This is a genomic window from Brevundimonas sp. CURTG3B2_SDJG (assembly GCF_057364705.1).
The window spans coordinates 1-11,380 of record NZ_JBNFOJ010000076.1; the positions used below are offsets into that span (position 1 = coordinate 1).

Annotated in this window: 12 protein-coding genes and 1 pseudogene; 11 read left to right on the forward strand and 2 right to left on the reverse strand. The window is 69.5% G+C overall.

Annotated elements, in window-relative coordinates; all coding sequences use genetic code 11:
- The 11 genes and pseudogenes from AC2W7C_RS07070 to AC2W7C_RS07120 all read left to right on the forward strand — a co-directional run.
- A partial coding sequence (locus AC2W7C_RS07070) for a cysteine desulfurase family protein (RefSeq protein WP_486000805.1) occupies positions 1 to 832 on the forward strand: 832 nt, incomplete at its 5' end.
- Between the two features lie 3 nt (positions 833 to 835).
- The gene (gene sufB, locus AC2W7C_RS07075; RefSeq protein ID WP_486000806.1) at positions 836 to 2,305 is read left to right on the forward strand and encodes a Fe-S cluster assembly protein SufB; all 1,470 of its coding nucleotides are present in this window, start codon (positions 836 to 838) and stop codon (positions 2,303 to 2,305) included.
- Positions 2,306 to 2,504: 199 nt separating this feature from the next.
- Positions 2,505 to 3,254: a Fe-S cluster assembly ATPase SufC gene (sufC, locus tag AC2W7C_RS07080; protein WP_486000807.1), complete on the forward strand. Its 750-nt coding sequence runs from the start codon at positions 2,505 to 2,507 to the stop codon at positions 3,252 to 3,254.
- A gap of 123 nt (positions 3,255 to 3,377) precedes the next feature.
- Positions 3,378 to 3,788, forward strand: coding sequence for a hypothetical protein (locus AC2W7C_RS07085; RefSeq protein WP_486000808.1), 411 nt, complete (start codon positions 3,378 to 3,380; stop codon positions 3,786 to 3,788).
- A complete protein-coding gene (locus AC2W7C_RS07090; protein ID WP_486000809.1) occupies positions 3,767 to 4,405 on the forward strand; it encodes a SufB/SufD family protein in 639 nt (212 codons plus the stop codon). The genes AC2W7C_RS07085 and AC2W7C_RS07090 overlap by 22 nt, the downstream gene beginning before the upstream one ends.
- A complete protein-coding gene (locus tag AC2W7C_RS07095) occupies positions 4,384 to 5,673 on the forward strand; it encodes an aminotransferase class V-fold PLP-dependent enzyme (protein ID WP_486000810.1) in 1,290 nt (429 codons plus the stop codon). Before AC2W7C_RS07090 ends, AC2W7C_RS07095 begins: the two co-directional genes overlap by 22 nt.
- Complete coding sequence (locus tag AC2W7C_RS07100) at positions 5,670 to 6,065, forward strand: SUF system Fe-S cluster assembly protein (protein WP_486000811.1); 396 nt, start codon at positions 5,670 to 5,672, stop codon at positions 6,063 to 6,065. The genes AC2W7C_RS07095 and AC2W7C_RS07100 overlap by 4 nt, the downstream gene beginning before the upstream one ends.
- Before the next feature lie 8 nt (positions 6,066 to 6,073).
- A complete protein-coding gene (locus tag AC2W7C_RS07105; RefSeq protein WP_486000812.1) occupies positions 6,074 to 6,463 on the forward strand; it encodes a HesB/IscA family protein in 390 nt (129 codons plus the stop codon).
- Positions 6,463 to 7,454, forward strand: a pseudogene (locus tag AC2W7C_RS07110) (methionine ABC transporter ATP-binding protein). The gene AC2W7C_RS07105 and the pseudogene AC2W7C_RS07110 overlap by 1 nt, the downstream one beginning before the upstream one ends.
- Complete coding sequence (locus AC2W7C_RS07115; RefSeq protein ID WP_486000813.1) at positions 7,451 to 8,116, forward strand: methionine ABC transporter permease; 666 nt, start codon at positions 7,451 to 7,453, stop codon at positions 8,114 to 8,116. The pseudogene AC2W7C_RS07110 and the gene AC2W7C_RS07115 overlap by 4 nt, the downstream one beginning before the upstream one ends.
- Positions 8,117 to 8,139: 23 nt before the next feature.
- Positions 8,140 to 8,946, forward strand: a complete 807-nt coding sequence (locus tag AC2W7C_RS07120; RefSeq protein WP_486000814.1) for a MetQ/NlpA family ABC transporter substrate-binding protein — start codon at positions 8,140 to 8,142, stop codon at positions 8,944 to 8,946.
- A gap of 224 nt (positions 8,947 to 9,170) precedes the next feature.
- Here the strand turns inward: AC2W7C_RS07120 and AC2W7C_RS07125 are convergent, their stop codons facing one another.
- Both AC2W7C_RS07125 and AC2W7C_RS07130 read right to left on the reverse strand, forming a co-directional pair.
- Positions 9,171 to 9,953: a lysophospholipid acyltransferase family protein gene (locus tag AC2W7C_RS07125; RefSeq protein WP_486000815.1), complete on the reverse strand. Its 783-nt coding sequence runs from the start codon at positions 9,951 to 9,953 to the stop codon at positions 9,171 to 9,173.
- A 38-nt stretch (positions 9,954 to 9,991) separates the two neighbouring features.
- A complete protein-coding gene (locus AC2W7C_RS07130; protein WP_486000816.1) occupies positions 9,992 to 11,047 on the reverse strand; it encodes a GGDEF domain-containing protein in 1,056 nt (351 codons plus the stop codon).
- Positions 11,048 to 11,380 lie beyond the last annotated feature (333 nt).

The following is an 11,380-nucleotide window of genomic DNA, read 5'->3' on the forward strand; positions in this document are numbered from 1 at the left end:
GCCCTGCCTCGGGCGCGCCCTCGAGGTGCTGCCCGTGGACCAGGACGGCGTCGTGGACCTAGCCTGGTTGGCCGAGGCGCTGCGGCGTCCAGGTCGGGCGGTGGTCGCCATCCATCATGCGAACAACGAAAGCGGCGTGATCCAGCCGATCGTGGAAGCCGCCCAGCTGGTGCGGGCCGCCGGCGGCTGGCTGCACGTGGACGCCATCCAGTCGGCGGGCAAGATCCCGGTCGACATGCGGGCGCTGGACGCCGACACCCTGACCCTGTCGGCGCACAAGCTGGGCGGGCCGCAGGGCGTGGGCGCCCTGGTGCTGAAGCCGGGGCGCGAGGCCGTGCGCATCCTGCACGGGGCCGGGCAGGAACGCGGCCTGCGGGCGGGCACCGAGAACGTGCCGGGAATCGCCGGCTTCGGGACGGCGGCCGACTGCGCCGCGCGCGATCTGGAGGCCGCCATGGCCCACGCGACCTGGCGCGACGCCGCCCAAGCCAAGGTGAAGGCCGCGGGCTCGACGATCCTGGGCGAGGCCGTTCCGCGCCTGCCCAACACCCTGTTCATGGCCGTCGAAGGCTGGGACAGCCCGCAGCAGCTGATCACCCTGGACCTGGTCGGGGTGATGGTGTCGGCGGGCTCGGCCTGTTCGTCGGGCAAGACCAAGCCGTCCAAGGCGATCAGCGCCATGGGCCTGCAACACCTGGCGACCGGGGGCGTGCGCGTCTCGGGCGGCTGGGGCACGACGGAGGAGGATTGGATCCGCTTCGCCGACGCCTGGGTCGCCGCCTATCGGAAGCATGTCGCACGTATCACTGAGAGCGCGAAGGAAGTCGCGTAAACCATGGCCGCCGTTAAGGAAACCATCGACGCCGTCGCCGCGCTGGAGAAGTACGAGCACGGCTTCACCTCGGACATCGAGCAGGAGTTCGCGCCCAAGGGCCTGAACGCCGACATCGTGCGCTTCATCTCCGAGAAGAAGGGCGAGCCGGAGTGGATGCTGGAGTGGCGGCTGGCCGCCTACGAGCGCTGGCTGGCGATGGAGGAGCCGACCTGGGCGGCGGTGAAGTACGATCCCGTCGACTACCAGGACCTCTACTACTACGCCGCGCCCAAGAAGAAGGACGGCCCCAGGAGCCTGGACGAGGTCGATCCGGAGCTGCTGGCGGTCTACGAGAAGCTGGGCATTCCGCTGAAGGAGCAGGCGGTGCTGGCGGGCGTCGAAGGCGCGCCGCGATACGCCGTCGACGCGGTATTCGACAGCGTCAGCGTGGTCACCACCTTCAAGGCGGAACTGGCCAAGGTCGGCGTGATTTTCATGCCGATTTCCGAGGCCTTGCGCGAATATCCTGAGCTCGTGCGCCAGTATCTCGGATCGGTGGTGCCGGTCTCGGACAACTATTTCGCGGCCCTGAACAGCGCGGTCTTTTCGGACGGCAGCTTCGTCTACATCCCGCCGGGCGTGCGCTGCCCGATGGAGCTGTCGACCTATTTCCGCATCAACGCCAGCCAGACCGGCCAGTTCGAGCGGACCCTGATCATCGCCGACAAGGGCTCCTACGTCTCGTACTTGGAGGGCTGCACCGCCCCGATGCGCGACGAGAACCAGCTGCATGCGGCGGTGGTCGAGATCGTCGCGCTGGACGACGCCGAGGTGAAGTACTCGACCGTCCAGAACTGGTACCCGGGCGATCCCAAGACCGGCAAGGGCGGCATCTACAACTTCGTGACCAAGCGCGCCGACTGCCGCGGCGACCGGTCGAAGGTGTCGTGGACACAGGTCGAGACCGGCTCGGCGGTGACGTGGAAATACCCGTCCTGCCTGCTGAAAGGCGAGGAGAGCTCGGGCGAGTTCTATTCGATCGCCATCACCAACGGGCGCCAGCAGGCCGACACGGGCACCAAGATGGTGCACCTGGGCAAGAACTCGAAGAGCCGGATCATCGCCAAGGCGGTGTCGGCGGGGAAGTCGGACTCGACCTATCGCGGTCTGGTCTCGGTGCACCCCAAGGCGACGGGCGTGCGCAACTTCACCCAGTGCGACTCATTGCTCATCGGCAAGGAGTGCGGCTCGCACACCGTGCCCTACATCGAGGCCCGCAACGGCTCGGCCCAGCTGGAGCACGAGGCGACGACGACGCGCCTGAGCGAGGACCAACTGTTCTACGTCCAGCAGCGCGGCCTGTCGCAGGAGGAGGCGGTGGCCCTGCTGGTCAACGGCTTCGTGCGCGACGTGCTGCAGGAGCTGCCGATGGAGTTCGCCGTCGAGGCCCAGAAGCTGGTGGCGATCTCGCTGGAGGGGTCGGTTGGCTAGATCGATCCCTATCCTCCGTCATCCTCGGGCTTGTCCCGAGGATCCATCGCTGGAGGGCGTCGAGGGCCGACGTCTAGCGCGATCGTCGGCGCGCTTTCGTCCGCGGGGCGCGGCGGCAGATAAATGGATCCTCGGGACAAGCCCGAGGATGACGGGTTTTGGAGTGGCGATCAGCCTGGAAGGCTCGGTCGAATAAAAAATGCTGAAAATCAACAACCTCCACGTCTCCGTCGGCGACAAGCCGATCCTCAAGGGGCTGACGCTCGATGTGCCGGCGGGCGAGGTGCACGCCGTCATGGGGCCGAACGGGGCGGGCAAGTCGACCCTGGGCTACGCCCTGACGGGGCGGCCCGGCTATGAGGCGACCGAGGGCTCGGTCGCGTGGAACGGCGACGACCTGTTGGCGCTGGATCCGGCCGAGCGGGCGGCCAAGGGCGTGTTCCTGTCGTTCCAGTATCCGCTGGAGATCCCGGGCGTGCCGGCCCTGACCTTCATCCGCACGGCGCTGAACGCCCAGAAGCGCGCGCGCGGCGAGGAGGAGGTCTCGGCCCCCGCCTTCCTGAAGCGGGCGCGGGATGCGGCCAACACGCTGCGGATGGACATGGAGATGCTGAAGCGTCCCCTGAACGTCGGCTTCTCGGGCGGCGAGAAGAAGCGGCTGGAGATCCTGCAGATGGCGCTGCTGGAGCCCAGCCTGCTGGTGCTGGACGAGACGGACTCAGGCCTGGACATCGACGCCCTGCGCATCGTCGCCGACGGGGTCAACGCCCTGCGCAGCCCTGAGCGGTCGATGCTGGTGATCACCCACTATCAGCGGCTTCTGGACTACATCAAACCCGACCGGGTGCACGTGCTGGCCGCCGGCCGCATCGTCGCCTCGGGCGGACCGGAGTTGGCGCTGCAGCTGGAGGCGGAGGGCTACGACAAGTACCTGCCGGAGGCCGCGTGATGATGTTCCTCCCCCGATGGGGGAGGGGGACCATGCGCAGCATGGTGGCGGGGGCTGACCGAGCCGCCGCCGATACTCCTCCACCGCTTCGCGGTCCCCCTCCGCCTGTGGGGGAGGAACGCGATGAACGCCCTTCCGAAAATCGACCTGAAGGACGCATCCAGCTTCCCGTCGCGCCGCGTCGAGGCGTGGAAGTATTCGGACCTGCGCAAACACCTGCGCGAGGCGCCGGAGCCGTCGCCGTCGGCGACGATCCCGGTGGCGGGCGGCGGGCCGTTCGAGGCGCTGAGTGGCGAGGCCATGGCCTTCGTCAAGCGGCCGGCCGGTGGGCGCGGACGCGCTGATGGCGTCGGGCGCGCAGACCGTGCGCCTGCGCTTCATCTCCAAGGCCGAGAAGACCGGACACGCGGCCGCGGCGCGCATCTCGCCCGGGCCGGGGCGAAGCTGCTGCTGCTGGAGACCCACGAGGCGAGGGCGCGGCCTATGTCGTCCACAACCGGTTGGAGCTGGACGTGGCGCGGGGCGCCGAGGTGACGCGGATCGTCCTGGTGGACGAACCGGAGGACGCGATCTCGATCACCCAGGCCCAGGTGCGGGTCGAGGCGGGGGGCGTCTATCGCCAGACGATCGTCGCCGGCGGGGCGAAACTGCAGCGGCTGGAGACCCAGGTGCTGCACATGGGCCAGGGCGCGGATGTGCGGTTGGACGGGCTGTACGCCCTGTCCGGAACGCGCCAGGCGGACCTGACCAGCGTGGTTGATCACGCCGGGCCCGACGGCCTGACCAGCCAACTGACCAAGGGCGTGGTGCGCGACACTGCGCGGGGCGTGTTCCAGGGCAAGATCGTGGTCGAGCGCGGGGCCGACGGCACCGACGCGCGGATGGGCCACCACGCCCTGATCCTGAGCGAACGCGGCGAGGTGGACGCCAAGCCGGAGCTGATCATCTACGCCGACGACGTCCAGTGCGCGCATGGCAACACGGTCGGCAATCTGGACCAGAACGCGCTCTTTTACATGCAGCAGCGCGGCATTCCGGCCGACGAAGCCAAGGCGCTGCTGACCCAGGCCTTCCTGATGGAGGTCGTGGACCGGATCGAACACGAGGGTGCGAGAGACGTGGTGCGGGAATGGCTGACGGAACGGCTGTGAGCGCCCCTACCACCGCTTCGCGGTCCCCCTCCCCCGATGGGGGAGGAACGCCCGCGTTCGATCCCTACGCCGCACGGGCGCAGTTCCCGATCCTGTCCAGGACGGTGAACGGCAAGCCGCTGGTCTATCTGGACTCGGCCGCCTCGGCGCAAAAGCCGCGGGCGGTGATCGAGGCCCTGACGGCGGCGATGGAGGGCTCCTACGCCAACGTCCATCGCGGCCTTCACACCCTGGCCAATGAGACGACCGAGGCGTTCGAGGCGGCGCGCGAGAGCGTGGCGCGGTTCCTGAACGCCGAGAGCGCGAACAGCATCGTCTGGACCAAGGGCGGGACCGAGGCGATCAACCTGGTCGCCGCCAGCCTGGGCCAGTCGATCCAGCCGGGCGACGAGATCATCGTCAGCGAGATGGAGCACCATTCCAACATCGTGCCCTGGCACCTGCTGCGCGAGCGCAAGGGCGCGGTGCTGAAGTGGATCCCCGTGCGGGACGACGGGTCGCTGGACCTGGCGGCCTATGCCGACCTGCTGGGGCCAAGGACGAAGATCGTGGCCGTCACCCACATGTCCAACGTGCTGGGCACCATCAATCCGGTCGCCGAGATCGTCCGGCTGGCCCACGCCGTCGGTGCAAGGGTGCTGATCGACGGGTGCCAGGGCGCCGTGCACGGCCAGGCCGATGTCCAGGCGATCGGCTGCGACTATTACGCCTTCACCGGGCACAAGCTGTACGGGCCGACCGGGATCGGCGCGCTGTATGGGACGGCCGAGGCGCTGGAGGCCCTGCCGCCGTACCAGGGCGGGGGCGAGATGATCGAAACGGTGACCGAGGATCGCGTCACCTACGCCAGGCCGCCGCACCGGTTCGAGGCGGGCACGCCGCCGATCCTGGAGGCGATCGGCCTGGGCGCGGCGATCGAATGGCTGGCCCAGTACGACAAGGCGGCGATCACGGCCCACGAGCGGTCGCTGTACGATCACGCCAGGGCCCGGCTGGACGGCGTGAACTGGCTGCGGGTGATCGGCGAGGCGGAAGGGAAGGGCGCGATCCTGACCTTCACCGTCGACGGCGCCCACGCCCACGACATCGCCCAGGTGATGGACCGCTATGGGGTGGCGGTGCGCGCCGGGCTGCATTGCGCCGAGCCGTTGGCGAAACGCTTTGGGCTGACGTCGAGCGCGCGCGCCAGCTTCGCCCTATATAACACCATCGAGGACGCCGACGCCTTCGCCGACGCCCTGATCAAGGCCCGTGAGTTCTTCGCATGACGTCCGACGCCCAACACACGCCCGACGAGGCCGCCTTCGCCGAGGCCTGGGACGCGCCGCAGAAGGCCGCCCTGGAGCAGGGCGAGATCGATCGCCTGACCGACGGCATCGTCGAGGCGCTGAAGTCCGTCTACGACCCGGAAATCCCGGTCGACATCTATGAGCTGGGCCTGATCTACAAGGTCGACCTGTCCGACGACCGAGACGTCGAGATCGAGATGACGCTGACGGCGCCGGGCTGCCCCGTCGCCGGCGAGATGCCGGGCTGGGTCGAGGACGCCGTGAAGAAGGTCGACGGCGTGCGGTCGGCGCGGGCCCAACTGGTGTTCGATCCGCCGTGGGATCCCTCCAAGATGAGCGACGAGGCCAAGCTCGCGCTCAACATGTTCTGAGGCCCGGGATGAGCGAACTGCAGACCTCGACCCGTCCCCGCCGCCCCCGGCCCAAGGTGGTGACGCTGACCGACGCCGCCGCGGAGCGGGTGCGCGAGCTGGTCGCCGGCTCGGAGCGGCCGGTCGCGGGCCTGCGCGTCGGCGTCAAGAACGGCGGCTGCGCGGGGCAGGAATACACCTTCGCCTTCGCCGACACGATCGAGCCTTTCGACGAGGTGGTCGAGGACAAGGGCGCGACCCTGCTGATCGACCCCAAGGCCGTGCTGTTCCTGATCGGCACCGAGATCGACTTCGAGGTCACCAAGCTGGCCTCGAAATTCGTGTTCCGGAACCCGAACCAGACCGACGCCTGCGGCTGCGGCGAGAGCGTCACCATCGTTCCCGCGAAGGCCGACTGATGATCAGGCTGGAGGGGGTGACCAAGCGCTATCGCAGCGCGGCGGGCGAGCGCATGGCGCTGGACGCGGTGGACCTGACGGTCGCGCCAGGTCAGATGTTCGGCGTGGTCGGCCGCTCGGGCGCGGGGAAGTCGACCCTGATCCGCACGATCAACCTGCTGGAGCGGCCGGACGCCGGCCGGGTGGTCGTCGACGGCGGCGAGATGACGGCGCTGGCGCCGGCCGAGCTGCGCGCGGCGCGGCGGCGGATCGGGATGATCTTCCAGCATTTCAATCTGCTGAACGCCAAGACCATCGCCGAGAACGTGGCGTTTCCCCTGCGCCTTGAGGGCCGCAAGGGCCCCGAGGTCGATCGCCGGGTGGCCGAGCTGCTGGAGCAGCTGGGCCTGGCCGAGCACGCCAGGAAACATCCGGCCCAGCTGTCGGGCGGCCAGAAGCAGCGCGTCGGCATCGCGCGCGCCCTGGCCACCGGGCCGTCGGTGCTGCTGTGCGACGAGGCGACCAGCGCCCTGGACCCCGAGACCACCGACGAGATCCTGACCCTGCTTGATCAGCTGAACCGCGAGCTGAAGCTGACGGTGGTGCTGATCACCCACCAGATGGAGGTGGTGCGCCGGGTCTGCGACCGGGTGGCGGTGCTGAAGGACGGCCGCGTGGTGGAGGAGGGGGCGACCGCCGATGTCTTCCTGCACCCGCAGCACGCGGCCACGCGCGCCATGCTCGCCGAGGGCGAGGAGGCGCTGGACGCCGCCGTCACGCCGGCCGGAGCGCGGCTGGCCCGGCTGACGTTCCGGGGCGCGGCGACCTACGAACCGGAGCTGAGCCGCGTCGCGCGGTCGGTGGGCGTGGACTATTCGATCCTGTCGGGCCGCATCAGCCGCATCCGGAACGAACCGTACGGCCAGCTGGTGGTGGCCTTCACGGGGGGCGACGCCGACGCGCCGTGGCGCAGCTGACGGCGCGCGGCGTGACGGTGGAGGGGGTGTCGTGAGCGGCTTCTTCATCAACATCGACTGGCCCGAGATCGGGCGGGCGACCGCCGACACCTTGTTGATGCTGGGCGGGTCGATGGCGCTGACGGTGCTGTTCGGCGTGCCGCTGGGCGTGCTGCTGTACTTGTCGGGCAAGGGGCGGCTGGCCGCCAATCCAGTGCTCAACGCCCTGCTGTCGCTGGTCGTGAATGTGCTGCGCTCGGTGCCCTTCATCATCCTGCTGATCGTCATGCTGCCGGTGACGGTGCTGCTGGTCGGCACCTCGCTGGGCGTGGCCGGAGCCATTCCGCCGCTGGTGGTGGGCGCGGCGCCCTTCTACGCCCGCCTGGTCGAGACGGCGCTGCGCGAGGTCGACAAGGGGGTGGTCGAGGCGACCCAGGCGATGGGCGGAACGACCCTGCAGATCGTCACCCGCGCGCTGCTGCCCGAGGCGATGCCCGGGATCGTCGCCGGCGGCACGGTCACGGCCATCGCCCTGGTCAGCTATACCGCCATGGCCGGCGTGGTCGGCGCGGGCGGGCTGGGCGACCTGGCCATCCGCTTCGGCTACCAGCGTTTCCAGACCGATGTCATGGTGGTGACCGTCGTCCTGCTGCTGATCCTGGTGCAGCTCCTGCAGATGCTGGGCGACCGGCTGGTCGCCGCCGTCTCCCACCGTTGATCCCCTCCAGAAAGGTTCTTCCCATGATCCGCCGCTCGCTTCTTCTCGCCGCCGCCGCTTCGCTGGCGCTAGCCGCCTGCGGACAGGGCGCCCAGAAGGCGGCGGATGGACAGGGGCCGCTGCTGGTCGGCGCCACGGCCGTGCCGCACGCCGAAATCCTGGAGGAGATCAAGCCGGTGCTGGCCCAGCAGGGCGTCAACATCGAGATCAAGGTCTTCAACGACTACGTTCAGCCCAACACCCAGCTGGCCGAGCGCCGGCTGGACGCCAACTACTTCCAGACCAAGCCCTATCTGGACGAGTTCAACGCCGCGCGGGGCTCGGCCCTGGTCACCGTGGCGGGCGTGCACGTCGAGCCGCTGGGCGTCTATTCGCGCAAGCATCGCGCCCTGACGGCCGTGCCGGACCGCGCCCAGGTCATCCTGCCCAACGACGCGTCGAACACCGGCCGGTCGCTGCTGCTGCTGCAGAGCGCCGGCCTGATCACCCTGCGCGACGGGCAGAACCCGCTGCAGACAGTGCGCGACATCACCGGCAATCCCAAGGCCCTGCAGTTCCGCGAGGTCGAGGCGGCGACGATCCCGCGCATTCTGGACCAAGTCGACCTGGCGGTGATCAACACCAACTACGCGCTGGACGCCGGGCTGAAGCCGCGCACCGACGCGCTCGCCCTGGAAGGCGGCGACAGTCCTTATGTGAACTATCTGGTCGCGCGGCCGGACAACCGGGACGACCCGCGCATCCAGGCGCTGGCCGCCGCGCTGCGCAGCCAGGCCGTGAAGGACTTCATCGCCCGGAAGTACGACGGGGCGGTGGTCCCGGCGGCGTGAGGCTGGCGTTGTCATCCCCGACGCAGCGGAGCGGAGATCGGGGATGCCGCGCCGGATCACGCTAGCGTCCGGAAATCGCGGCGCGATTATCCGGGCGACGGCAAGCGCGCGAGCTATCCGGGCCGTCTTCCGGATAGCTGCTGTCGCAGCTTCCGGAAGCGGACAATGAAGCGTCGTGGTCCCGGCTCTCCGCTTCGCTTCGGCCGGGATGACAAGGCGCCTGGCTAGGCCGCCGCCTTCTTCGCCGCGCGCGCGATCTCGTCCGGCGTCGGCACCTGGACGGCGGGCGTGACCGGCTGGCCCGTCGCCTCGGCGATCAGTTCGGCGGTCTTGCCCTCCACGGCCGCCTCGAGCCGGGCCAGGAACTCGTCCTTGGGCAGGCCCGTGGGAATGGGGTCGAGGAACTCCAGCGTGGCCGTGCCCGGGGTCTTGCGGAATTCCTCCTGCGGCCAGAACAGGCCCAGGTTGGTGGCCAGGGGCACGACCGGCATGTCGAAGTCGCGGTACATGTGCCAGACCCCGGAGCGATAGCGGAACTTCTCGCCGACCTTGGCCAGGTTGCCCTCGGGGTAGATCAGGATCTTCCGCCCCTCTCTATGGGCGTCGGCGGCGCGGTGCTTGAGTGCGTCGCGGGCTTCGCGGCCGCCGCAGTTGTTGACGACGATGGCGCCCAGCTTGCGCAGCACGGTCCCCAGCAGCGGGAATTTCTCCAGATGGTCGCCGGTGACGAAGGCGAGGTCCTGGAAGCGGTCGTAGGTGGCGAAGCCGTCGCCCCAGCTCTGGTGTTTGGAGGCGATGATGAAGGCCCCCTGAGGCAGGCGGTCCTCGCCCCGGTACTGGATGCGGATGCCAGCCAGGAGCCGCATGGCCTGGACCATGCGCTTCACGTAGCGGCGGATGATCCAGCCGGTGGCGTGGCGGCCGGGGGCGAGGGCGGCGAAGACCGCGGCCAGGGTGTAGACGACCGACAGCGTCCAATAGGCGATGGCGAAAGCAAAGCTGCGCATCCGGGGACTATGGCGGGTTTCGCCGTCGAGCCAACAGCCTAGGCGGCCTGTTCGAGACGTTCGGCGGAGGAGACGCAGTTCCGGCCGGCGCGCTTGGACGCATAGAGGGCCGCGTCGGCGCGTTCCAGGAGGGCGGCGCCGGTTTCGTCAGCCCGACGGACGGCGAAGCCGGCGGAGATGGTCACCGCGCCCAATTCGTCATTGGTGGAGCGGCGGCGCAGGGACCGCGAGGCGATCTCCTTGCGGATGGCCTCGAGCGCGAACTGGACCTGGGCGGCGCTCTCCTTGGGGAAGATGATGGCGAACTCCTCGCCGCCGTAGCGGGCCGCGACGCGGGGCGGAGCGGCCGTCCGGCCGATGACACTGGCGACGTAGCGCAGGACCTGGTCGCCGGTCTGATGGCCCCAGTTGTCGTTGAAGCGCTTGAAGTGGTCGATATCCAGGACGGCCAGGGTCAGGGGCTCTGCGTCCGCCTCGGCCCGCTCGCAGGCGGCGGCCAGGTGCTCGTCGAAGGCCTTGCGGTTGGCCAGGTTGGTCAGGGCGTCGGTCAGGGCGTCGCGACGGACCTGCTCCAGGTGCTCGCGCAGGCGGGCGACTTCACGGGTGGACGCCTCCAGCTTCTTCTCCAGCGTTTCGTTCTCGCGCTGGATCTTGCGGGTGGCGCTGGTCAGTCCCGAGACGATGTCCTGCAGCTTCGCGCCGTCCTGCAGGCCGTCCATGCTGGTCGCGGCCTTGTCCAGGGTCTGGCCGTAGGCGGACTGCGAACGATGGGCGCGGGCGATGGCGTCCGAGACGCTGGACAGCTCGCGGTCCAGCACGCGGCCGGCGTCGCGGATCTCTTCGGTCAGACGGCCGCGCGGCAGGTATTCGGCCGCCAGCATGTCGGCGGTGGCCTCGGTGAAGGGTTCGGCGGCGGCCAGAATGCGGCGGATCTCGCGGCCCAGGGGACCGTCCGGGTCGCCCAGGTAGTGCAGCCACAGCTCGAAATTCAGCGGGGTCGGCCAGACGCCGGCCGCCTCCATCTCGTCGATCACCCGGCGGGACAGGCTGTAGGCTTCCGGACCCCGAAGGGCGGTCTCGACCGAGGCGGTCATGCAGTTTCCCCGATGCGCCGCCCTGACCGGGCGGTCGTATCGACGCATCCTGGACCGGCGTTCCGTAACGTCGGGTTAAGCAGAAACGCGGGTCGCCGAACCCTAGCCCTTGATCAGGACCGGACGGCGCAGGAAGGCCGGGACCTCCGCTTCGCCGAACGGACGACCCGATGCGGCGCGAGGTTCGTCCGACGGGCGATCCGATCGGCGGTCGTCGCGATCGCGATCGCGGCCGCGGCGCGGTTCGCGGGCCTCGCGGGGGCGACTCTTCGGCAATCGGCGTTTCGGCGACGGTCTCGGCCAGCGGGAGCCTCGACGGTCCGGCTGGACGTG

Excerpts from the sequence above, each read along its gene's own strand:
- AC2W7C_RS07130 (WP_486000816.1), bottom strand. The coding sequence starts at position 11,047 with ATGACCGCCTCGGTCGAGACCGCCCTTCGGGGTCCGGAAGCCTACAGC.
- AC2W7C_RS07125 (WP_486000815.1), bottom strand. The coding sequence starts at position 9,953 with ATGCGCAGCTTTGCTTTCGCCATCGCCTATTGGACGCTGTCGGTCGTC.
- AC2W7C_RS07100 (WP_486000811.1), top strand. The coding sequence starts at position 5,670 with ATGACGTCCGACGCCCAACACACGCCCGACGAGGCCGCCTTCGCCGAG.
- AC2W7C_RS07120 (WP_486000814.1), top strand. The coding sequence starts at position 8,140 with ATGATCCGCCGCTCGCTTCTTCTCGCCGCCGCCGCTTCGCTGGCGCTA.
- AC2W7C_RS07095 (WP_486000810.1), top strand. The coding sequence starts at position 4,384 with ATGGCTGACGGAACGGCTGTGAGCGCCCCTACCACCGCTTCGCGGTCC.
- sufC (WP_486000807.1), top strand. The coding sequence starts at position 2,505 with ATGCTGAAAATCAACAACCTCCACGTCTCCGTCGGCGACAAGCCGATC.
- AC2W7C_RS07105 (WP_486000812.1), top strand. The coding sequence starts at position 6,074 with ATGAGCGAACTGCAGACCTCGACCCGTCCCCGCCGCCCCCGGCCCAAG.
- sufB (WP_486000806.1), top strand. The coding sequence starts at position 836 with ATGGCCGCCGTTAAGGAAACCATCGACGCCGTCGCCGCGCTGGAGAAG.
- AC2W7C_RS07085 (WP_486000808.1), top strand. The coding sequence starts at position 3,378 with ATGAACGCCCTTCCGAAAATCGACCTGAAGGACGCATCCAGCTTCCCG.